This window comes from Mycobacterium sp. SMC-16, assembly GCF_046250085.1.
GTDB classification, from domain to species: domain Bacteria; phylum Actinomycetota; class Actinomycetes; order Mycobacteriales; family Mycobacteriaceae; genus Mycobacterium; species Mycobacterium phocaicum.
In genome coordinates this window covers 2,420,953-2,442,000 of record NZ_CP176427.1, presented here as the reverse complement: position 1 = coordinate 2,442,000, position 21,048 = coordinate 2,420,953, and the positions used below count along the sequence as shown (strand labels likewise).

21 protein-coding genes are annotated in these 21,048 nt (G+C 68.0%); 8 read left to right on the top strand and 13 right to left on the bottom strand.

Translation table 11 applies throughout. The annotated features are described in order from the left end of the window. The first annotated feature begins 22 nt into the window (after window positions 1–22). From ACJEIK_RS11790 to ACJEIK_RS11775, 4 genes are all read left to right on the top strand, one after another. The gene (locus ACJEIK_RS11790) at window positions 23–715 is read left to right on the top strand and encodes a hypothetical protein (protein WP_110767609.1); all 693 of its coding nucleotides are present in this window, start codon (window positions 23–25) and stop codon (window positions 713–715) included. 61 nt (window positions 716–776) lie between these two features. Further along, the gene (locus ACJEIK_RS11785) at window positions 777–1,442 is read left to right on the top strand and encodes a hypothetical protein (RefSeq protein ID WP_064860442.1); all 666 of its coding nucleotides are present in this window, start codon (window positions 777–779) and stop codon (window positions 1,440–1,442) included. A gap of 88 nt (window positions 1,443–1,530) precedes the next feature. Next, the gene (locus tag ACJEIK_RS11780) at window positions 1,531–2,223 is read left to right on the top strand and encodes a hypothetical protein (RefSeq protein WP_082934873.1); all 693 of its coding nucleotides are present in this window, start codon (window positions 1,531–1,533) and stop codon (window positions 2,221–2,223) included. Window positions 2,224–2,318: 95 nt separating this feature from the next. Continuing rightward, window positions 2,319–3,077, top strand: a complete 759-nt coding sequence (locus tag ACJEIK_RS11775; RefSeq protein WP_133425948.1) for a hypothetical protein — start codon at window positions 2,319–2,321, stop codon at window positions 3,075–3,077. Between the two features lie 9 nt (window positions 3,078–3,086). On the opposite strand, the gene mutM is transcribed toward ACJEIK_RS11775, so the two are convergent. The 10 genes from mutM to ACJEIK_RS11725 form a co-directional block, all read right to left on the bottom strand. Continuing rightward, window positions 3,087–3,947 (bottom strand): bifunctional DNA-formamidopyrimidine glycosylase/DNA-(apurinic or apyrimidinic site) lyase, encoded by an 861-nt coding sequence (gene mutM, locus ACJEIK_RS11770; RefSeq protein WP_020103791.1) that lies wholly within the window; start codon window positions 3,945–3,947, stop codon window positions 3,087–3,089. Next, the gene (gene rnc, locus ACJEIK_RS11765) at window positions 3,940–4,671 is read right to left on the bottom strand and encodes a ribonuclease III (RefSeq protein WP_061010226.1); all 732 of its coding nucleotides are present in this window, start codon (window positions 4,669–4,671) and stop codon (window positions 3,940–3,942) included. Before rnc ends, mutM begins: the two co-directional genes overlap by 8 nt. Continuing rightward, window positions 4,668–5,240: a DUF177 domain-containing protein gene (locus ACJEIK_RS11760; RefSeq protein WP_204158314.1), complete on the bottom strand. Its 573-nt coding sequence runs from the start codon at window positions 5,238–5,240 to the stop codon at window positions 4,668–4,670. Before ACJEIK_RS11760 ends, rnc begins: the two co-directional genes overlap by 4 nt. Before the next feature lie 56 nt (window positions 5,241–5,296). Further along, window positions 5,297–6,034: a cell division protein SepIVA gene (gene sepIVA / locus ACJEIK_RS11755; RefSeq protein WP_020103794.1), complete on the bottom strand. Its 738-nt coding sequence runs from the start codon at window positions 6,032–6,034 to the stop codon at window positions 5,297–5,299. An 87-nt stretch (window positions 6,035–6,121) separates the two neighbouring features. Then, complete coding sequence (coaD, locus tag ACJEIK_RS11750) at window positions 6,122–6,598, bottom strand: pantetheine-phosphate adenylyltransferase (RefSeq protein ID WP_064860444.1); 477 nt, start codon at window positions 6,596–6,598, stop codon at window positions 6,122–6,124. Window positions 6,599–6,635: 37 nt separating this feature from the next. Further along, entirely contained in the window at window positions 6,636–7,193 is a 558-nt protein-coding gene (rsmD, locus tag ACJEIK_RS11745) for a 16S rRNA (guanine(966)-N(2))-methyltransferase RsmD (protein ID WP_409431687.1), read from the bottom strand. Then, complete coding sequence (locus ACJEIK_RS11740; RefSeq protein ID WP_409431509.1) at window positions 7,190–10,573, bottom strand: pyruvate carboxylase; 3,384 nt, start codon at window positions 10,571–10,573, stop codon at window positions 7,190–7,192. The genes rsmD and ACJEIK_RS11740 overlap by 4 nt, the downstream gene beginning before the upstream one ends. 34 nt (window positions 10,574–10,607) lie before the next feature. Continuing rightward, on the bottom strand, window positions 10,608–11,216 hold the full coding sequence (locus ACJEIK_RS11735) for a vitamin K epoxide reductase family protein (RefSeq protein WP_409431508.1): 609 nt from the start codon (window positions 11,214–11,216) through the stop codon (window positions 10,608–10,610). After that, window positions 11,213–12,046, bottom strand: coding sequence for a DsbA family protein (locus ACJEIK_RS11730; protein WP_409431507.1), 834 nt, complete (start codon window positions 12,044–12,046; stop codon window positions 11,213–11,215). The genes ACJEIK_RS11735 and ACJEIK_RS11730 overlap by 4 nt, the downstream gene beginning before the upstream one ends. 48 nt (window positions 12,047–12,094) lie before the next feature. Further along, window positions 12,095–13,246: an alpha/beta hydrolase gene (locus tag ACJEIK_RS11725; RefSeq protein WP_409431506.1), complete on the bottom strand. Its 1,152-nt coding sequence runs from the start codon at window positions 13,244–13,246 to the stop codon at window positions 12,095–12,097. Between ACJEIK_RS11725 and ACJEIK_RS11720 the strand changes: the two genes are divergently transcribed. From ACJEIK_RS11720 to ACJEIK_RS11710, 3 genes are all read left to right on the top strand, one after another. Then, window positions 13,239–14,093 carry an aldo/keto reductase gene (locus ACJEIK_RS11720; protein WP_409431686.1) on the top strand — a complete coding sequence of 285 codons (855 nt, stop codon included), beginning with the start codon at window positions 13,239–13,241 and terminating at the stop codon, window positions 14,091–14,093. The genes ACJEIK_RS11725 and ACJEIK_RS11720 overlap by 8 nt on opposite strands. 5 nt (window positions 14,094–14,098) lie before the next feature. Then, on the top strand, window positions 14,099–14,935 hold the full coding sequence (locus ACJEIK_RS11715) for an aldo/keto reductase (protein WP_061001508.1): 837 nt from the start codon (window positions 14,099–14,101) through the stop codon (window positions 14,933–14,935). A gap of 379 nt (window positions 14,936–15,314) precedes the next feature. Beyond that, window positions 15,315–15,683: a hypothetical protein gene (locus ACJEIK_RS11710; RefSeq protein WP_409431505.1), complete on the top strand. Its 369-nt coding sequence runs from the start codon at window positions 15,315–15,317 to the stop codon at window positions 15,681–15,683. Between the two features lie 323 nt (window positions 15,684–16,006). Here ACJEIK_RS11710 and ACJEIK_RS11705 read toward each other — a convergent pair whose 3' ends face one another. The 3 genes from ACJEIK_RS11705 to ACJEIK_RS11695 are packed head-to-tail and all read right to left on the bottom strand — an operon-like array spanning window position 16,007 to window position 20,621. After that, on the bottom strand, window positions 16,007–16,714 hold the full coding sequence (locus tag ACJEIK_RS11705; RefSeq protein ID WP_406804813.1) for an HNH endonuclease family protein: 708 nt from the start codon (window positions 16,712–16,714) through the stop codon (window positions 16,007–16,009). Then, window positions 16,711–18,930 carry an ATP-dependent DNA helicase RecG gene (recG, locus tag ACJEIK_RS11700; RefSeq protein ID WP_064860452.1) on the bottom strand — a complete coding sequence of 740 codons (2,220 nt, stop codon included), beginning with the start codon at window positions 18,928–18,930 and terminating at the stop codon, window positions 16,711–16,713. The genes ACJEIK_RS11705 and recG overlap by 4 nt, the downstream gene beginning before the upstream one ends. 2 nt (window positions 18,931–18,932) lie before the next feature. Next, window positions 18,933–20,621: a DAK2 domain-containing protein gene (locus ACJEIK_RS11695; protein WP_064860453.1), complete on the bottom strand. Its 1,689-nt coding sequence runs from the start codon at window positions 20,619–20,621 to the stop codon at window positions 18,933–18,935. Window positions 20,622–20,839: 218 nt separating this feature from the next. On the opposite strand from ACJEIK_RS11695, the gene rpmB reads away from it, so the two are divergent. Beyond that, window positions 20,840–21,034, top strand: a complete 195-nt coding sequence (rpmB, locus tag ACJEIK_RS11690) for a 50S ribosomal protein L28 (protein WP_029105766.1) — start codon at window positions 20,840–20,842, stop codon at window positions 21,032–21,034. Window positions 21,035–21,048: the final 14 nt, after the last annotated feature.

The window sequence follows — 21,048 nt, the reverse complement described above, 5'->3', positions numbered from 1 at the left end:
CACTCTCGGGGGGAGAGTTCACATGACGTACCCATACCCGGGTCCGAATCCAGGACCATCCGGGTACCCGCAGCAGGGTCCGTACGGCGGCCAGCCGGTTGTTCCCGGCTATCCCGCATATGGTCCGCCCGGATACGGTCCGATGCCCGGTCAGCCGATGCCGTACGGCTATCCCGGTGCCACACCGCCGAACTCCGGCGGTCCGGGCAAGTGGATTCTGATCGCCGGCGCGGTCGTGCTGGTGCTGGTCCTCGGCGGCGTCGGAATCTACGCGCTTACCGGTTCCTCCGACGACGACCAGTCGTCAGCGAGCAGCCAGTCCAGTGGCAAGCGCAAAGGCTCAGCGGGCAGCACCGATCCGACGGACGAGGCCACCACGCCAGGGTCGTCGGGTGGCGGCAGTTCCGATGAGGATGAGATTCGCCAGTTCCTGGCCAGTTTCGGTGGCGGCGACATGGCATCGATCTCCTGTGCCAACGACCGCAAGTTCTTCGGCCAGGCAGGCGGCGGCGCATTCGGCAGCATGCAGATACCGAAGGTCGCAGGTGACGCGGACAGCATGCGGGCCCTCGACATCACCGTCACGGGCGACCGCGCCACGGTCAAACCCCCGGGGTCGTCGCAGGTTGCGTTCTGGCTGCGTAAAGAAGGCGGCGAGTGGAAGTTCTGCTCCACCGACAATCCCGTGTTCAAGAATCTGCCCGGAACCCGCTGAGATCACGGCTCGCCGCCGCCGGTTTCGCCTTCACGCACCACTTCACAAGGAGCGCCAGACAATGACCTATCCCCCGCTCGGGTCGCCGGGCCCCCAGCCGTGGCAGCAACCGCAGCAGCCCCAGCAGCCGGTACCCGGGTACCCGCCGGCCGGCTACGGGCAGGCGCCCGGGTATGGACAGGCCCCCGGCTATGGGCAGGCGCCCGGGTATCCGATGGGCCCTGGATACGGCCAGGCACCCGGGTTTCCCCCGGGACCCGGCTATCCCGGCGCGCCCACCCCGAACAACAACAAGAAGCTGCTGATCGGCGGGCTGGCCCTGCTCGCGGTCATCGGCATCGTGATCGGCGTGGTGGTGTGGACCTCGGGCTCCGGCGGTGGGCTCAGCGCACTGGGCGGTAACTCGGACGAGGACCAGATCCGCAGCCTGATGAGCGAACCGACGGCGCTGAAGGACCACCGGTGCGAAGCCGACAACAAGTTCTTCAGCAAGTTCCCCGGGCTCGCCGACGGTAAGAAGGCGCCGGTCAAGCCCAATGTGAAGGTCACCGTCAACAGTGTCGACGTGACGGGCGAGCGCGCCACCGTGAACGTCACCACGCGTGCCGAGAGTGGGCGTGAGGCCTCCGCCATCGTCTATTTCCGCAAGGAAGGCGGGGAGTGGAAGTACTGCCTGACCGACTCCCCCGAGATGAAGAAATTGCAGCAGCTGCCGGGGATGAAGTAACGCCCGAGGCTGACCGGCGTTTCCGGAGGTAGACGGCCCAGCGGTGTTAACTTGGACTGCAAGCACAGTTCACAGGGAGCGACCAGACATGACCTATCCCCCGCTCGGGCCCCAGCCAGGCGGCCAGCCGTGGCAGCAGCCGCAGCAGCCGGCACCCGGGTACCCGCCGGCCGGCTACGGCCAGCCGGGATACGGCCAGCCCCAGCCTGCCTATGGGCAACCTGCGTACGGTCAGCCTGCGTATGGTCAACCGGCCTACGGCCAGCCCGGGTACGGACAGCCGCCGGGTTACCCGATGGGCCCGGGATTCCCCGGTGCGCCGCAACCCAAGTCGAACGGCCCGAAGTGGGCGCTGATCGGTGGGCTGGCGGCGATCATCGTCGTGGGCATCGTGCTCGCCGTGGTCCTGGTCTCGAATTCCGGCGGTGGGCTCAGCGCACTGGGCGGCAACTCCGACGAGGACCAGATTCGGAGCCTGATGAGCTCGGGGCCGTCGTCGATCAAAGAACGCGCGTGCGAGAACGACCAGAAGTTCTTCAGCAAGTTCCCCGGCATCGCCGACAGCACTGGCACCAATCCGACCGGCGCCAAGGGCAAGGCGACCGTCGACAGCGTCAACGTGACCGGGGATACCGCCACCGCCGAAGTCACCGCGACGTCGGGCACCGGCCTGGAGCGGTCCGGCACGCTCTACTTCCGCAAAGAGAGCGGCGAGTGGAAGATCTGCTTCACCGACTCACCGCAGCTGAAGCAGCTGCAGAACCTGCCCGGCATGAAGTGATGAACCTGTGACTTACCCGGCCGCGGTTGGCATTTCGGGTAGTGGCGCTGGTGTTACGTTGGATACCAAGCACAGTTCACAGGGAGCGCGCAGACATGACCTATCCCCCGTCCGGCTCTGATCCGGGCGCCCAGCCCTGGCAGCCGCCACAGCAGCCGCCCGAGGGATACGGCCAGCCTGCGTACGGCCCACCGGCCTATGGACAGCCGGCCTACGGCCAGCCCGCCTATGGGCAACCCGCCTATGGGCAGCCGACCTACGGCCAGCCCGGATACGGATATCCGGGCTACGGACCGCCGCCCGGCTACCCGATGGGGCCGGGTTTCCCGGGACAGCCCGGGTTCCCGCCGCCGCCTCCGCCCAACAACACCCGCAAGTGGGCGCTCATCGGTTCGGGGATATTCGCCGTCGTGCTCGTGATCGGGGTCGTGTTCGCCCTGGTGATGTCGCGCTCCGACTCCGGCTCCAGCTCGGATACGGCGTCCAGCAGCGGTGGCGAGGTGACGAACGGTGCGTCGTCCTCGGACCAGGAGAAGATCCGCGACCTGATGACGTCGCAGATCGACACCTTCGACGATTTCAAGGCGCACTCCTGCGCGAACGACGTGAAGCTCTACGACAAGGTGCCGTCGATCGCGGGCAAGTTCGGCAAGGGCGGCAGCGCCGGCGACGCCGGGCCCGGTTCGACCAAACGCGCCGAGATCACCGACATCGACGTCAACGGAGATCGGGCGACGGTGAACGTCAGCTCGTCCACCGGGGTCACGAACGTTCCGCTGCGCAAAGAAGACGGCGAGTGGAAGTTCTGCATGACCGATTCGCCGAAGTTCAAGGGCATTCCCGGGCTGAAGTAGCCCGGGCCGTCAGATCGGGCGCGGGATGCGTGGCCGCGGTTGGCATTTCGGGCAGTAGTACGACGACCGGTTCATGAACTTCTCCCGCCGGATCGCCGTGCCACAGCGGCGGCACGGCTCCCCTTCCTGGCCGTAGGCGTCCAGAGACCGGTCGAAGTACCCGGACTCGCCGTTGACGTTGACATACAGCGAGTCGAACGACGTGCCGCCTTGCGCGAGAGCCGAATTCATCACGTCTGCCGCGTGGACGAGGAGTTCCCCGAGCCGGCGCCGAGCCAGCGCCGACGCCGGGCGGAACCCGTTGACCTGCGCCCGCCACAGCGATTCGTCGGCGTAGATGTTGCCGACACCGGACACCACGGTTTGGTCCAGCAGCTGACGTTTGATCTCGGAGTCCTTGCGCCGCAAGACATTCACCACGGCGTCCGGATCGAATGCGGGATCCAGCGGGTCGCGGGCGATATGCGCCACCGGCACGGGCACGACGCTGCCGTCGACCTCGACCAGGTCGCAGACCTGCCAACCACCGAAAGTCCGTTGGTCGACGAAACTCAGCTCGGTGCCGTCGTCGAGCACGGCCGCGATGCGCAGGTGCGACGGCCGGGCCGGTGGCCCGATCAGCATCTGGCCGCTCATGCCCAGGTGTACCACCAGCGCCTCGTCACCGTCGAGGGTCAGCCACAGGTACTTGCCGCGGCGGCCCGTTCCGGTGATCCGGCGTCCGGCCAGCCGGCCGGCCAGATCCGCGGGACCGTTGTCGTGCCGTCGTACCGCGCGCGGGTGCAACACCCGCACGGTCGTGAAACCCTTTGCCACGACGTGTGATTCGAGGCCCCGGCGGACGACCTCGACTTCGGGAAGTTCAGGCATTGCTGACGGCGTCGGCGTCAGGGTCGACTTCGGGGCTGGCCTCCAGCGCCTGGTAGGCCGCCGCGGCGGCGTGCTGTTCGGCTTCCTTCTTCGTGCGACCGATGCCTTCGCCGTAGTCGATGCCGCCAACCATCGCGCGCGCGGTGAACTCCTTGTCGTGCTCCGGTCCGGTGGACGTCACGACGTAGGACGGGACGCCGATCCGGCGGGCCGCGGACAGTTCCTGCAGGCTGGTTTTCCAGTCCAGGCCCGCCCCGAGGCTCGCCGCGGTGTCGAGCGCGGCGCTGAACAGCCCCATCACCACGGTCTGGGCCACCTCGTGGCCGTGCTCGACATACGTTGCACCGAGCAGTGATTCGAGTCCGTCGGCCAGCAGGTTGGCCTTCTGCGCACCGCCGCTGGCCATCTCGCCGCGGCCCAGCAGCAGATAGCTGCCGAGTCCGTCAGGGGTGAGGGTGCGTGCGATCTCGGCCAGCGCCTGGGTGTTCACGACCGCGGATTTGAGCTTGGCCAGCTCGCCTTCGCTGCGGTCCGGGTAGCGGCGGAAAATCTCGGCGGTGATCACCAATCCGAGCACGGCGTCGCCCAGGAACTCCAGCCGCTCGTTGGTCGGCAGACCGCCGTTCTCGTAGGCGTAGCTGCGGTGGGTCAGTGCCACGGTCAGCAGATCGTCGGGCAACTGCACGCCCAGCGCTGCCAGCAGCGGCGCACGATCTACCGTCACGAACCGCCCTCCGACGAAGCCCCGTCGGTATCGGGGGTGTCGGGCAGCAGCGCCGACAACTTCGCCCACCGCGGGTCGATCTTGTCGTGGTGGTGGTCCGGTTCGGCGTCGAGCAGGCGTACCCCGCAATCCGGGCACAGTCCCGGGCAGTCCGGGGTGCACAACGGCGAGAACGGCAGCGTCAGCCCGACCTCGTCGATGATCGACTGCTCGAGGTCGACGGCGTCATCGACGACGTGGCCGACCTCGTCCTCCTCGGTGGTGGCCTCGGTCGTGCTGTCGGGATACGCGAACAGCTCGGTGAGGTCGACGGTGACGTGCCCCGACAGCGGGTTGAGGCACCGCGAGCACTCACCGGTGGTCGGCGCGGACACCGACCCCGTCACCAGCACGCCCTCGGACACCGACTGCAGTTGCAGGTCGAGGTCGATCGGCGCCCCGGCCGCGATCGCCATCAGATCCAGGCCGATCCGCTCGGGACTGGGCACGGTTTCGACGTGCGTCATCATCGACCCGGGCCGACGGCCCAATCGCGCAATGTCAATGGTCAGCGGACTCGGGCCAGGCATTGCTCAATCTTACGTCGGCGCCGATCGTCGACCGGACGCCATTCCCGCCAAGCGATTCAGCGCTGGGCGTAGTCGTGCGTGCCGGCGGCGGTACGCAGCTGGTGCCGGCCCCGGCTGACCGAGCGCAGTGTGCCCTGGAGGTGCTCCTCGAACTCGGCGAGCTTGGTGTCCACGTAGATGTCGCACTCGCCGCGCAGGCGGTCGGCCTCGGCGTGCGCCGAATCGATCATGCGGGTGGCCTCGGCGTGGGCGGTCTGAACCACCTCGGTCTCCGACACCAGGCGCTGCTGCTCCTTGATGCCTTCCTGCACGGCCTTCTCGTAGGACAGGTTGCCGCTCTCCAACAGCCGGTCCACCTCGGCCTTGGCCCGGTTGGTGCTGGCCTCGTACTCCCGCTTGGCGGTACTGGCGATCCGATTGGCCTCTTCGCGAGCCTCGACGACCATGCGCTCGCTGTGCGCACGCGCCTCGGAGACCATGCGGTCGGCCTGCGCCTTCGCGTCGGCCAACAGCCGGTCCGCTTCCGCGCGGGCGTGGTTGACCAGCGAATCCGCCTCGGCCGTGGCCGACGACACCATCGAGTCGGCGTGCTGCTTGGCCTCACGCAGCATTCCGTCGCGGGCGTCCAGGACATCCTGGGCGTCGTCCAGCTCGCCCGGGATGGCGTCCTTGATGTCGTCGAGAAGTTCCAGGACATCGCCCCGCGGCACCATGCAGCCCGCGGTCATGGGCACTCCGCGTGCCTCTTCCACGATCGCGCCGAGCTCGTCCAGCGCCTCAAATACTCGGTACACGGCAACATCCTCCAGGCGTAGTTGGTTGTTACCAGTGTGCCTGTTGTTACTCGTGTGACTCGGCTTTGCGGGCCGGTGTGTCGCGACCTATCCGGCCAGCTTGGCCTGGAGCCGCTTGTTCACGACCGGCGGCAGCAGGTCGGTGACGTCGCCGCCGAGGGCCGCGACCTCCTTGGCCAACGACGACGACACGAACGAGAATTGCGGCTTGGTCGCGACGAAGAAGGTGTCGACGCCGGCGACGTGCCGGTTCATCTGCGCCATCTGAAGCTCGTATTCGAAGTCCGTGCCGGTGCGCAGACCCTTGACGATGGCCGTCAGCCCGCGCGCCCGGGCGAAGTCGACGACGAGCCCGGAGCCGGCCTCGGCCCGCAGGTTCGGCAAATGCGACGTCGCCTCGCTGATCATCGCGATGCGTTCCTCCGCGGTGAACATGCCCTTCTTGTTGGGGTTCACCAGCACCGCCACCACCACCTCGTCGAACTGGGCCGCTGCCCGCTCGAAGACATCGAGGTGACCAAGGGTTATCGGATCGAAGGATCCCGGGCAGACCGCACCGCTCATAGCCCAAGACGGTACAAGGCCCGGGCAATGCCAGTGCTCAGCCTGCCCACTCCGCCATTTCCAGCCGGGTGTCGCCGTACCGCCGCTCGCGCAGCACGGTCCAGCCGTCCGGCCAGACGAGGGCCGGGCCGGACGCCGGGCGCTCGATCACCGCGACGGCGCCCTCGGCCAGCCAACCACCCGAAACGAGCTGCCCCACAACGGCTTCCACATCAGCGGCCGGTACGTCGTACGGCGGGTCCGCGAACACCAGATCCACCGGCCGCGGCGCCGTCGTCGCCGCCACACCGGACGCCGTACCGCATCGCACGACGGCGCCGTCCACCCCGAGCTCGGCGATGTTCCGCGAGATCACGGCCGCGGCGCGCCGGTCCGCCTCCACGAACAGCGCCGACGCGGCACCGCGCGACAGCGCCTCCAGCCCGAGCGCTCCCGACCCGGCGTACAGGTCGAGGACCCGGGCCCCCTCGAAGTCCACCCGGGCCGCCAGCACGTTGAACAGCGACTCGCGGACCCGATCTGTCGTCGGCCGGGTCCCTTTGGCGGGCACCGAGATCCGGCGGCCGCCGTGGCGGCCGCCGATGATCCGGGTCAGCTGATCACCACGAGCAGATCGCCACCTTCCACACCCGCGGTGGGGGTGACGGCGATCCGCGCGACGGTACCGGCCTTGGGCGCGGTGATGGCCGCCTCCATCTTCATGGCCTCGATGGTGGCGATGGTCTGGCCCGCGTCCACCTGGTCACCGACCGCGACGCCGACCGTGACGACACCCGCGAACGGGGCCGCGACGTGGTCGGGGTTGGTGCGGTCGGCCTTCTCGGCGGCCGGCACGTCCGCGGCGATGGCGCGGTCGCGCACCAGCACCGGGCGCAGCTGCCCGTTGATCAGGCACAGCACGGTACGCATACCGCGCTCGTCGGGCTCGGACACCGCTTCCAGGCCGATGAGCAGCTCGACACCCTTCTCCAGCTGCACGCGGTGCTCTTCGCCACGGCGCAGGCCGTAGAAGAACTGGTTGGCGCTGAGCCGCGAGGTGTCGCCGTACTCCTCGCGGTGCGCCAGGAACTCCTTCGTCGGACCGGGGAACAGCAACCGGTTCAGGGCACCCTGGCGCACGGGGCCCGGGGTGGCCAGCTGGGCCTCGTCCTCCGCGGTCAGCTGCTGCTCCGGCCGGGCCGGGCCGCGGCCCTCCAAGGCCTTGCTGCGCAACGGCTCCGGCCAGCCGCCGGGCGGGTCGCCCAGTTCGCCGCGCAGGAATCCGATGACGCTGTCCGGGATGTCGTAGCGCGACGGGTCGGTCGCGAAATCATCGGCGGTGACGTGGGCACCGACCAGAGACAGGGCCAGGTCACCGACCACCTTGCTCGACGGCGTGACCTTCACCAGCCGGCCCAGGACGCGGTCGGCGCCGGCGTACGCGTTCTCGATCTCCTCGAACCGGTCCCCCAGGCCCAGCGCGATCGCCTGCTGGCGCAGGTTGCTCAGCTGACCGCCGGGGATTTCGTGGGTGTAGACGCGTCCGGTCGGCGCCGGCAGGCCGGACTCGAACGGCGCGTAGACGCGGCGCAGCGCCTCCCAGTACGGCTCCAGGTCGCACACGGCCTCCAGCGACAGTCCGGTGTCGTACTGCGTGTGTGCGGCCGCCGCGACGATGGACGAGAGCGCGGGCTGGCTGGTGGTGCCGGCCAGCGGCGCCGAGGCACCGTCGACCGCGTCGGCGCCGGCCTGCCAGGCGGCCATGTAGGTCGCCAGCTGCCCACCCGGGGTGTCGTGGGTGTGCACATGCACGGGCAGGTCGAAGCGAGACTTCAACGCCGACACCAGTTTTGCCGCGGCCGGTGGCCGCAGCAGGCCGGCCATGTCCTTGATGGCCAGCACATGCGCACCGGCTTCGACGATCTCGTCGGCGAGATTGAGCCAGTAGTCCAGCGTGTAGATCTTCTCGCCGGGATTCATCAGGTCGCCGGTGTAGGACATCGCGACTTCGGCCACCGCCGAACCGGTTTCGCGCACCGCCTCGATGGCGGGGCGCATGGACGACACGTTGTTGAGCGCGTCGAAGATCCGGAAGATGTCGATACCGGTCGCCGTGGCCTCTTCGACGAACGCCGACGTCACCAGCTCCGGATACGGCGTGTAGCCGACGGTGTTGCGACCACGCAGCAGCATCTGCAGACAGATGTTGGGCAGCGCCTCACGCAGTGCGGCCAGGCGCTCCCACGGATCTTCCTTCAAGAAGCGAAGGCCCACATCGTAAGTGGCGCCACCCCAACACTCGACCGACAGCAGCTGCGGCGTCGACCGGGCGATGTACGGGGCGATCTCCAACAGGCCGGTGGACCGCACGCGGGTCGCCAGCAGTGACTGGTGGGCGTCACGGAAGGTGGTGTCGGTGACGCCGACGGCCGGGGCGTCACGCAGCCAGCGCGCGAACCCCTCCGGTCCCAGTTCGTCCAGGCGCTGCTTCGACCCCGCGGGCGGCGCCGCCTTCAGGTCGACGGCGGGCAGCTTGTCGCGCGGGTACACCGCCGACGGGCGCGGCCCGTGCGGCTGGTTGACCGTGACATCGGCCAGGTAGTTGAGGATTTTGGTGCCGCGGTCGGCGCTGCTGCGCGCGGTCAGCAGCTGCGGACGTTCGTCGATGAACGACGTCGTCACCTTGCCGGCGACGAAGTCGGGGTCGTCGAGCACCGCCTGCAGGAACGGGATGTTGGTGGATACGCCGCGGATGCGGAACTCGGCCAGCGCGCGCTTGGCACGGGCCACCGCTGTGGTCAAATCCCTTCCGCGACAGGTCAATTTGACCAGCATGGAGTCGAAGTGGGCCGATACCTCGGCGCCCAGGTTGGTGCCGCCGTCGAGCCGGATGCCGGCGCCGCCCGGGGTGCGGTAGGCGGTGATGCGGCCGGTGTCGGGGCGGAAGCCGTTGGCCGGGTCCTCGGTGGTGATGCGGCACTGCAGCGCGGCGCCGCGGGCCTGCATGGTCTCCTGGCTCAGACCCAGCTCCTCGAGCGACGAACCGGAGGCGATACACAACTGCGACGCAACCAGGTCGACAGCGGTGATCTCCTCGGTGACGGTGTGCTCGACCTGGATGCGCGGGTTCATCTCGATGAACACGTGCTGGCCGCGCTCGTCGACGAGGAATTCGACGGTGCCCGCGCACGTGTAGCCGATCTGCCGGGCGAAGGCCACGGCGTCGGCGCACATCCGCGTCCGCAGTTCGGGGTCCAGGTTCGGCGCGGGCGCCAGCTCGATGACCTTCTGGTGCCGGCGCTGGACGCTGCAGTCGCGCTCGAAGAGGTGCATGACGTTGCCGTAGGTGTCGGCGAGGATCTGCACCTCGATGTGCCGCGGGTTCACGACGGCCTGCTCCAGGAACACCGTCGGGTCACCGAAGGCCGAGTCGGCTTCGCGCGACGCGGCTTCGATGGCCTCGCGCAGGTCGGCCGGGTCGGCCACGCGGCGCATGCCGCGGCCGCCACCACCGGCGACGGCCTTGACGAACAGCGGGAACTGCATCTGCTCGGCTGCCGCGAGGAGCTCGTCGACCGACGACGACGGCTCCGACGACGCCAGCACGGGCAGCCCGGCGGCGCGCGCCGATTCGATGGCCCGCGCCTTGTTGCCGGTCAGTTCGAGAATGTCGGAGCTCGGTCCGACGAAGGTGATGCCGGCGGCGGCGCACGCGGCCGCGAGTTCAGGATTCTCCGAAAGGAAGCCATACCCCGGGTAGATCGCGTCGGCGCCGCACGCCAGCGCGGTGGCGACGATGTCCTCGACGTTCAGGTACGCGCGTACCGGATGGCCCTTCTCGCCGATCTGGTACGACTCGTCGGCCTTGAGCCGATGCAGCGAGTTGCGATCCTCGAACGGGTACACCGCGACAGTGGCGATACCCAGTTCGTTGGCTGCGCGAAAGGCCCGGATCGCGATCTCGCCGCGATTGGCCACCAGGAGTTTGGAAATCACCCAGTGACCCTAACGGGTACGGCAAGCTGGCGCGCTAGATCAGGGTGGACCAATAACTCCAGAATCGATCAAGGATCAGCAACGCGATCGCGGTGATCCACACGGCGTACAGCGGCCACCGCCACTGGTACAGGGCGTCCACCACTTTGTTGCCGCCGGCCAAGGGCCGCAACGCAATTGACGCGACCACGACCAGCAGCGCCATGGTGACGACCCAGACCACCATGCAGTACGGGCACAGGGCGCCGATCTCGTACAGGCTCTGGTAGATCAGCCAGTGCACGAACACCGCGCCCAGCAGCGTGCCACCGGCCAGGCCCACCCAGTACCACCGCGGCAGCCGAACGCCCGCCACGGCGAGCACACCCGTCACGATCACCACGCTGAAGGCGGCGATGCCCAGGAGCGGGTTGGGAAAGCCGAACAGCGATGCCTGTTTGGTCAGCATCACCGACCCGCAGGACAGCACGGGGTTGATGCTGCAGGAGGGGACGTACGACGGGTTCTGCAGTTGCCGAACCTTCTCGACCGTCAGTACGAACGCGGCGACCCCGCCGATGATGCCGGCGAGCAGAACCCAGACGGCGGCGGGGCGGCTGACCGCCACCCCCGCCTGCCGCTGCGAGGTGTCGACGTCGGTCACGGGTGCGGTGCCGGAGCGGGCTGCGGCGCCGGGGCACCAGGTGCCGGAGCGGCCGGGGCCGCCGGTGCCGCCGGCAGGTTCGGCAGATCCGGCGCGATGGCCTTGATCTTCTCGATCAGGCTGTTCGGATCACCGTTCGGGACGAGGCTGGTCTCGGTGCCGTTGATCTTGATGGTCGGGGTGCCCTGAATCTCGGCGTTGCGGGCCATGTTGTTGACCATCTCGGTGTAGACGCCGTTCTCGACGCACTTGCTGAGCGGATCATTGGGGCCGACGGCGACACCGGACTGGCGCGCGTACTCCAGCAGCTTGGCGTTGTCGGGGAACGACGCCGCCGTCTCCTCGGGCTGGTTCTTGTACAGCGCTTCGTGGAAGCGCCGGAACGCGGCCTTGTCCTCGTCGGCGACGCAGTACGCCATGGCGCCGGCGCGCGTCGAGTACGACTTCGGGTCGCCGCGGCCGATGATCGAGACGATGTTGTAGTCGACGGCGATGTCACCGTTGTCGATCAGCTTGGCGATGGTCGGGCCGTAGGTCTTCTCGAAGACGCCGCAGACCGGGCAGAGGAAGTCCTCGTAGATCGTCAGGGTGACCTTGGGATCCTTGGTGCCGGGGTTGGTGACGACGTTGCTCGCCGCGATCTGGACCGCCTGCACTTTGTGCGGATCGGCCTTGGGCTTGCCGTTCATGACGATGTACGCCACCAGCACCACCGCGAAGATGATGACAAGCGCGGTCAGCCCGCCCTTGACCACCCAGTCGCGCTTGCGGTCCGCGGCCTTCAGGTCGTAGCTGGCGTTCTTCGATGACTTCGACGATTTCGACGGCACGGCGTCAAGGGTACCGACGTCGTCCCCGAAGTCGGCCGGACCCGTGCCTCAGCGGGTGAGGTGCGCCCGGAAGGCAGATATGAAGTCCGCGGTCGCGTCCGCGCTGTCGCCGCCGAGCGGGAAGAAATTCGCGAAGGCGTGGATCAGCGACCCGTACTTGCGGTGGTCCACCGGCACACCGGCGGCGGCCAGTGCCGCCGCGTACGCATCGCCTTCGTCGCGCAGCGGATCGAACCCACCGGTGAGCACGAGCGCGGGCGGCAGGCCCGACAGATCCTCGGCCAGCAGCGGGGACACCCGCGGGTCCGACGGATCGAGCGCCGATTCGGCGAGGTAATTCGCCCGGAACCAGTCCATGTCGATCTTGCTGAGGAAGTAGCCGTCGGCGAACAGCACCTTCGACCGCGTATCCCCTGCGAAATTGGTGACCGGATAGATCAGCAACTGCAGCGCCGGCAGCGGCTTGTGGTTGTCGCGGGCCAGCTGCGAGACGACGGCCGCCAGGTTGCCGCCGGCGCTGTCGCCGCCGACGGCGATCTTCGCCGGATCGGCGCCCAGCCGCGCCGCGTTCTCCATACACCAGAGATAGGTGGCATAGCAGTCGTCGGAGGCGGCCGGAGCCGGGTGCTCGGGGGCCAGCCGGTACTCGACGGACACGACGTGCACTCCGGCGTCCCGGCTGATCAGACGGCACAGCCCGTCGTGCGACTCGATACCGCCGACGACGAACCCGCCGCCGTGGAAGAAGACGAGCAGCGGGGCGGGGCCGGTGCCGTCGGGCTGGTAGTGCCGGGCGCGCAGCGGTTCGACCGGGCCGGGGACGGTGAAGTCCGTCGTCGTCACGGCAATGGCCGGGTCGAGGTACTGCGACAGCGTCATCAGCTGGGCCCGCGCGACGTTGACGTCGCTGCTGGCGACCAGGCCGCCGGCGCCGCTGGCGTTCTGCGCCGTCAGCATCAGCTGCAGGGTGGTGTCGAGCGTGTTGCCGTCGATGGTGACGCGGCGGCCACCGAGCAACACGCGCTTCAGCCGATCGGGAATCTTGGGCAGGATGCGGAGCGCGACGCCGCCGACCCGAGTCAGCACCGCCAGGCGCAGCCGGCTGGGGCGTCCCGCGGCCGGATGCTCCGGCCGGACGACCAGTTCGGCGTCGGTTGTCGCTGCCGCCGGCACAGCGTCGCCTGGCATGCTCATGGTCATGGCTGATCCTTCAGGTGCTCCGAGTCCAACACTGACGCTCAACGACGGTACGTCCATTCCGGTGGTGGGTCTCGGGGTGTGGCAGACACCGGCCGAGGACACCGAACGCGCCGTCAGTGCAGCATTGCACGCCGGATATCGCCATATCGACACCGCCGCGGCCTACGGCAACGAAGACGGCGTCGGCCGGGCCATCGCCGCCTCCGGTGTCCCGCGTGAAGACGTCTTCGCCGTCACCAAGCTCTGGAACTCCGAGCAGGGCTACGAGAAGACCCTCGCTGCGTTCGACGCGAGCATGGCGCGACTGGGGCTCGACTACCTCGATCTCTACCTGATCCACTGGCCGACGCCCGCGCAGAACCTGTTCATCGACACCTTCAAGGCCTTCGCCCACCTGCGTGACCAGGGCCGGATCCGCTCGATCGGCGTCAGCAACTTCGAGCCGGAGCACCTCAAACTGCTCATCGACGCCACCGGGATCGTGCCCGCGGTGAACCAGATCGAACTGCATCCGCGGCTGCCGCAGGCCGAGCTGCGCGAAACGCACGCCCGCTACGGCATCGCCACCGAGGCCTGGAGTCCGCTGGGGCAGGGTTCCCTGCTCGAAGACCCGACCGTGACCACCATCGCGGAGCGACACGGGAAAACGCCAGCACAGGTGCTGATTAGGTGGCATATACAACTGGGTAATATCGTCATCCCGAAATCGGTGAACCCAGACCGGATTGCGAGCAATTTCAACGTGTTTGATTTCGAGCTGAGCGAGGCGGACATCGCGTCCATCGCGACCCTCGACAACGGCACCCGCCTGGGCCCGGATCCACGAACATTCAACTTCACAGGGTAGGTGACATGGCCTCCGCAGAGATTCCCAATGTGGCGCTCCACGACGACAACACGATTCCGGCGCTCGGCCTCGGCGTCGCCGAGCTGTCGGACGCCGACACCGAGCGTGCCGTCTCGGCCGCGCTCGAGATGGGTATCCGCCTGATCGACACCGCTGCCGTGTATGGCAACGAGGAGGCAGTCGGACGGGCCATCGCGGCGTCGGGCATCCCGCGCGCCGAGATCTTCGTGACGACCAAGCTGGCCAACGCCGACCAGGGTTTCCAGGCCGGCCAGGATGCGTTCAAGGTCAGCCTGGACAAGCTCGGCCTGGAGTACGTGGACCTGTACATGATCCACTGGCCCGCCGGCGACATCAGCAAGTACGTGGACAGCTGGGGCGCCCTCATCAAGCTGCACAACGACGGCACCGCGAAGTCCATCGGCGTCTGCAACTTCACGGACGAGGACCTGTCCACCATCATCGACCTGAGCTACGTCAGCCCGGTGGTGAACCAGATCGAGCTGCACCCGCTGCTCAACCAGTCCGCGCTGCGCGCCGTGCACGCCGAGCGGGGCATCGTCACGCAGGCCTACAGCCCGCTGGGCGTCGGCAACCTGCTGACCCACCCGACCGTGCAGTCCATCGCCGCCGAGTACGGCAAGACCCCGGCGCAGGTGCTGATCCGGTGGAGCCTGCAGCTGGGCAACTCGGTGATCCCCCGCTCGTCGTCGCCGGAGCGCATCGCCGAGAACCTCGACGTGTTCGGCTTCGAACTCGCCGCCGAGCACATGGACAGCCTGAACGGGTTGGACGACGGCACCCGCTACCGTCCGGACCCCGCCACCTACACCGGTATCTGAGGCCGCCTCAGGTCACCACTGATACCGACCAAATGGTCGTTCTCCCATCGAGGAGGACGACCATTTGTGTTTGGCGCGAACGATTCTGGGTAGGCATCCCGTCGGTACGACGGCCGTCGGCGCGCGCGTGTCACAGATGTTTCCAGTGGGTCGCGTGTGCCGATTGCCGAAAAACTCGCAGCAATTGATTCGTGTTAACTATCCCACTATTACCCCGGGTGCGTTAATTTGATATTGCGTCCTTTATTCCGACGCACCAGACATCATCGAGCAGGGGGTTCGAGAAATGGTTCATTCATTCCGGAGCGCGTCACAATTAACGACTCCGACAATTGGTCGGGTCTCCCAGCGCTTGCTATTGGGTGCGGCAACAATTGGCATGGGCGCATTGCTATTCACCTTCGGAGCGGGCACGGCGCAGGCCGACACGTCGACGTCCGGGGTCGCGAGCCACACCAATGCTCCCACCTCGAGTAGCCCGGTGGGCGGCATCGCTGGCGCACTCGACGGCACGGTGAAGACGGTGGCCGGTGCCCTCCACGGCACCACCAAAACCCTGGCCGCCGACCTCAACGGGACCACCAAGACCGTCGCCGCCGACCTCGACGGCACCACCAAGACCGTCGCGGGCGGACTACACAACACCACCAAGACGGCCGCGGGCGCACTCGACGGCACCACCAAGACCGTCGCCGGTGCCCTCAACGGCACCCTGAAGACCATCGGTGGCATTTTCGGGCGCCGCTAGCGAATACCGCAACAGGCAGGAGCGAATTTGGCATCAGGCTGCGGCGAATTGTTGACCGATTGCTGAATTGACGGCATTCCGACCCGAAATTCAGTCGCCCCGCTCTCGGTCATTTCGCCGTGGTCATATGAGCAGATATTGGTTGCCGAGATGCGGTAGCTCGGCAACCAATATCTGCGCAATTCGGCGCCGACCGCTCTCGAATTAGCGGTTGTGCGACCCCGGCGCGCAACAGCAAACGATCCCCCGCCATTTTTGTGCGGAATCAGTCGGTCGGGCAACGAATACGCAAACAGCCCGTCGTGTACTGACGACGTCGGCTCCTAGCTCGTCGGGCAGGTGGCCGCGGCATCGCGCAGGACGGGCACCGACGGCGCGTCCACGGGCAGCCCATAGCCGCGCAACACCGCGACGTACTGCACGGCGTACTGGCACCAGAAACCATGGTTCGGCGGCATCCAGTCCGACGGCTGCTTGTCGCCTTTGTCCTGATTCGATTTCCCGGACACCGCGAGCAGATTCGCCGGGTCATTGGCGAATCGGAGCCGAAGCTCGTCGTTCCAGTCTCTGGCCCCGAGGTCCCAGGCCAGTGCGAGCGGCACGATGTGGTCGATCTGCACCGCTGCGCCGACCTGGTTGCCGCGCGTGAACGCGATGGTGTCGTTGGTGTAGGGATCGCGCAGTACCCCGGTCTTCACCGCCTGCGGGCAGCGCTTGAGCGACACGAGAGTCTTGTCGGTGAGATCCCGGTTCAGGATGTCGTTGCGGGTGTCGCAGCCGTTGTGGCCCTCGGGCGCCGGGTTGTCGTCGGTCCAGGCCTCACCGAACGCCGCGCGCCGGTAGTTCGGATCCCGCACGCGCCGCGGGACGACGGCCACGCCCGCCAGGATGTCGGTACCGGGAGCGACGGTCGGCACGACGGCACCGTCGACGCCATCAGCGACCGCTGCCGGTTCGTCTGCCGTGCCGACCTGGATCGCGACCACCACCGCCAGCACCACTGCCGCCACCAGCCACAGCAGGCGTTTCACGCCTTGTCCAGGTACTCGACGCGGTCGGTGTCGACGAATTGGGCGGCCAGTGCGGACATGCCCGGATCATCCGGATTCTGCGCGTAGGCCGCCTGGCAGAAGGCGCGGGCCGACTCGATGACTTCCTGATGGTCGGCCAGCGACAGGAACCGTAGATGTCCGGCCCGCCCGGACTGGTTGAGGCCCAGCACGTCGCCCTCGCGGCGCTCCTGCAGGTCGAGATCGGCCAGTTCGAAACCATCGAGGGTGCCGGCGACGGCCTGCAGCCGGGCACCGGCCTTCGATCCCTCCGGCAGCTTCGTCGCGAGCAGGCACAGGCTGGCGTGTGAGCCACGGCCGATACGGCCGCGCAGCTGGTGCAGCTGGCTGATGCCGAAGCGGTCCGCGTCCATCACCACCATGACCGTCGAGTTGGGCACGTCGACGCCGACCTCGATGACCGTGGTGCACACCAGCACATCGATCTGTCCGGCCCGGAAGGCCGACATGATGGCGTCCTTCTCGTCGCCCGGCAGCCGGCCGTGCATGAGCCCCAGCTTCAGCCCGTGCAGCGGCCCGGTGCGCAGTTTGTCGTACAGCTCGACGACCGTCACCGGCGGCGGACCGGCCTCTTTGTTCTCGCTCGTCTTGTCGTTCTCGTCGATCCGGGAGGCCACCACGTAGGCCTGCCGGCCCGCTTGGACCTCTTCGCGGATGCGGGCCCACGCGCGGTCGAGCCACGCCGGCTTCTGGCTGACGAAGATGGTCTTGGTGTCGATCGGCTGCCGGCCCCGCGGCAACTCCCGCATGGTCGAGGTCTCCAGATCGCCGTACACGGTCAGCGCGACCGTACGCGGGATCGGGGTGGCCGTCATCACCAGCAGGTGCGGCGTCAGGCCCTCAGGAGCCTTGGCGCGCAAGCGATCTCGCTGCTCGACCCCGAACCGGTGCTGCTCGTCGACGACCACCATGCCGAGCCGGTCGAACTCCACGGCGTCCTGCAGCAGGGCGTGGGTGCCGATGACGATGCCGGCCCGCCCACTCGAGACCTCCTCGCGCACCTGCCGTTTCTGCTGTGCGGTCATGGATCCGGTGAGCAGCGCCACCGATGTCGCATCGTCCGGGGCACCGAGCTGGCCCGCCATGGCGAGCGGCCCCAGTACGTCGCGAACCGACCGCGCATGCTGCACGGCAAGCACTTCCGTCGGAGCGAGCAGCGCACATTGGTATCCGGCGTCGACCATCTGCAGCATCGCGAGCAGCGAGACGATGGTCTTGCCCGAGCCCACTTCGCCCTGCAGCATCCGGTTCATGGGCCGGGACTCGGACAGCTCGGTCGACAGCACCTCGAGCACATCACGCTGGCCCGCGGTCAATTCGAACGGCAACCGGTCACGCAGGGCGGCCGCCAGACCGTCTTCTCTCGGCGGTGCCGGTGGACCGGATTGCGACTGCGTACCGTGCCGACGGGCGGCCAGCGCCCATTGGAGCCCGGCGGCCTCGTCGAAGGTCAGCCGCTCCCTGGCCTGTTCACGGTCCGCCTCGCGCTCGCCGAGGTGGATGTCACGCAGCGCCTGGTCCTCGGAGATCAGGCCCCGCTGCACGCGGATGGATTCCGGCAGCGGGTCGGAAATCGGGTCCAGCACCGCGAGCACCTGCAGGATGCACGCGTAGATGTCCCAGCTCTGCACCTTGGCGCACGCCGAGTAGATCGGGAAGAACTCCCGCTCGAACGCCGACATCTGCAGTTCGCCGTGCATCTTCTCGGAGGCGTCGGCGATCTTCTTCAGCGCCGGTGAACCGAACGTGCGGCCCCCGGCCGAACCGAGGACCAGGTGTGCGGGATGCGTCAATTGCATTGTGCGCCCATAGAATCCGACCACGCCCGACAGCATCACCCGGGTGCCCTCGACGAGCGACTTCTTGAGGAACTTGGCGTTGAAGAAGGTCGCGGTGACCTTTGGATTGCGATTGCCGAGGGTGACCACCAGATATTCGCGCTTGGGTGCCCGGTTGGTCCAGCGCGTCTCCGCCTTGGTGATGACGTCGACGAACGTGACGTGGTCGCCTTCCTCCGGTGGCTCGGTGTCTTCACCGAGCACCGTCATACCCTGGCTGTACTTGCGCGGATAGTGCCGCAACAGGTCGTTGACGGTACGGATACCGAAGAATTCTTCCAGCGGCGCAGCCGATTTCGCGCCCAGTACGTGGACCAAGGAGTCGGTCAGCGCGACCACCGCTACTCCACCCCGATCAGTAGTGCGTCGCCGCGGTGACCGGTGTGATAGGTCACCAACTCGGCCGCCAGGTGCTCCTGGCGCACATGCTCGGCCAGGGCGACCCCCACCTCGGCGCCGACGCCCGCACCGGTCAGCACCGTGACCAGTTCGCCGCCCGACGACAGCAGCAGGTCGATCAGCCCGCTCGCGGCACTGACCAGGTCGTGCCCGACGATCAGCACCTCGTCACCGGCGATGCCCAGTCCGTCACCCGGACGGCACCGGCCGGCCCAGGTCAGCGCCGCCTCGGTGGCGATACGTACCGATCCGTGCCGCGCGCCCGCCGCGGCGCGCGCCATGGTGTAACCGTCGTCGACGGCCTGCCGGGTGGCGTCGTGCACCGCCAGTGCGGCCAATCCCTGCACCATGGATCCGGCCGGTACCGGCACCACGTCCATGCCCCAGTTGATGGCCGTGGCGCATCCGGCCACCAATTCCTCGGCGGCCAGAAAACCGTTGGGCAGCACCATGATCTGCGCGGCGCCGGTGCCGACGAGCCCGGCGAGGAACTGTTGCGCACTGACCGGCTGCCCATCGACGGGCCGCAGCACGTGCGCACCCTCGCCGCCGAACAACTCCCCCGCCCCGTCGCCGTCGACGATCGCCAGCACGGCGCGGTCCCGGCTCCAGCCGCCGGAGGGCCGGGCCCCGGCTGCGCCGATCAGTGCGGTGACCTGAATCCTGCTGACGGTACCCAGATCGAGGGCGGCCTCGATCGCGGCGCCGGCGTCGTCGGCGTGCACGTGCACGCTGTACTGGGCACCGGCGCTCGCGGCGGCGATGGCAACCGATTCACCGAGCCGCAGCAGGCGGGCGCGCAACACCTCGACGTTGTCGGCGGCGCAGTCGCCCAGCAGGTACATCACCTCGAATTGTGGTGGTGTGCCATTGATTTCGTGGTGATCATGGTGGTCGTGAGCACCGCGGCCGTGCTCTGCCCGCGGGTGTCCCGGTTGGTATTGCGGCCGCGGCGGGGAGCCGCCGGACAGTGTCGCGGTCAGGGCGTCGAGCAGGACCAGCAGACCGCGCCCGCCGGCGTCGACGACACCCGCTTCGGCGAGCACGTCGAGCTGGTCGGTGGTGCGGTCGAGCGCTGCCGCGGCGGCATCCGCGACCGTCGCCGCGATGGTCGCGAGGTCCGTCACGCCGTCGTGCTTCTCGGCTTCCAATGCGGCCGCCTGCAGCACCGAGACGATGGTGCCGGGCACGGTCTGCCCGACCGACGCGACGGCCAGCACCTGGGCGTGGTGCAGGGCCGCGGTGAATTCCGGCGCAGTGATCTCGCCGCACTCCCTGTCCTCGCCGCGCTGCAACGCGGCCTCGGCAACCACGTCGGCCACGCCGCGCAGGATCTGCGACAGGATGACGCCCGAGTTGCCCCGGGCGCCGTGCAGCGCCCCCGCCGACAATGCGGCCGACACCGCCACCACGTCGTTGCCCGCCGCCTTCACGGCCTCGTCGGCCTGCGCGGCGGCGGCGCGCATGGTGAACAACATGTTGGTGCCGGTGTCGGAGTCGGCGACGGGATAGACGTTCAGCCGATTGATCTCGTCCGTGTGGGCGATCAGGTGCAGGACCGCGGTGTGCGCCCAGTCACGTAATGCGATCCCATCCAGCGGACGGGGTATGCGACCCACGCCAGCTGACATGTGACCTCCATCGCGTCCGCCCTCGACCCTCAGTGCTCCGCCAGCCTAGCCACAGGCCCCGACAAATCTCCTGACCAACTCCCCTGGAACAGCAGCCACCAGACCCATTTTGGTGATCGTCGGGCGGCCCGGTATCCTGGTCAGGTTGTCTGTTCGCGCCGCACAACGCTGTGGCCGTCGGACTCAGACCCCAAGTACTGATTTTCGAGGAGTTCTTCATGGCCGCCGTGTGCGACATCTGCGGAAAGGGACCGGGCTTCGGTATGTCCGTCTCGCACTCCCACCGTCGGACCAACCGCCGCTGGGATCCGAACATCCAGACCGTGCGTGCCGTGGATCGTCCGGGCGGCAACCGCAAGCGCGTCAACGCCTGCACCTCCTGCCTCAAGGCCGGCAAGGTCACCCGCGGCTAGTTTGGGCTACCGCC

What these genes read in the sequence shown, in the direction of transcription:
- ACJEIK_RS11790 (WP_110767609.1), top strand. Translation starts at nt 23, where the DNA reads ATGACGTACCCATACCCGGGTCCGAATCCAGGACCATCCGGGTACCCG.
- ACJEIK_RS11785 (WP_064860442.1), top strand. Translation starts at nt 777, where the DNA reads ATGACCTATCCCCCGCTCGGGTCGCCGGGCCCCCAGCCGTGGCAGCAA.
- ACJEIK_RS11780 (WP_082934873.1), top strand. Translation starts at nt 1,531, where the DNA reads ATGACCTATCCCCCGCTCGGGCCCCAGCCAGGCGGCCAGCCGTGGCAG.
- ACJEIK_RS11775 (WP_133425948.1), top strand. Translation starts at nt 2,319, where the DNA reads ATGACCTATCCCCCGTCCGGCTCTGATCCGGGCGCCCAGCCCTGGCAG.
- mutM (WP_020103791.1), bottom strand. Translation starts at nt 3,947, where the DNA reads ATGCCTGAACTTCCCGAAGTCGAGGTCGTCCGCCGGGGCCTCGAATCA.
- ACJEIK_RS11760 (WP_204158314.1), bottom strand. Translation starts at nt 5,240, where the DNA reads ATGCCTGGCCCGAGTCCGCTGACCATTGACATTGCGCGATTGGGCCGT.
- coaD (WP_064860444.1), bottom strand. Translation starts at nt 6,598, where the DNA reads ATGAGCGGTGCGGTCTGCCCGGGATCCTTCGATCCGATAACCCTTGGT.
- ACJEIK_RS11720 (WP_409431686.1), top strand. Translation starts at nt 13,239, where the DNA reads ATGGTCATGGCTGATCCTTCAGGTGCTCCGAGTCCAACACTGACGCTC.
- ACJEIK_RS11725 (WP_409431506.1), bottom strand. Translation starts at nt 13,246, where the DNA reads ATGACCATGAGCATGCCAGGCGACGCTGTGCCGGCGGCAGCGACAACC.
- ACJEIK_RS11715 (WP_061001508.1), top strand. Translation starts at nt 14,099, where the DNA reads ATGGCCTCCGCAGAGATTCCCAATGTGGCGCTCCACGACGACAACACG.
- ACJEIK_RS11710 (WP_409431505.1), top strand. Translation starts at nt 15,315, where the DNA reads ATGGGCGCATTGCTATTCACCTTCGGAGCGGGCACGGCGCAGGCCGAC.
- ACJEIK_RS11695 (WP_064860453.1), bottom strand. Translation starts at nt 20,621, where the DNA reads ATGTCAGCTGGCGTGGGTCGCATACCCCGTCCGCTGGATGGGATCGCA.
- rpmB (WP_029105766.1), top strand. Translation starts at nt 20,840, where the DNA reads ATGGCCGCCGTGTGCGACATCTGCGGAAAGGGACCGGGCTTCGGTATG.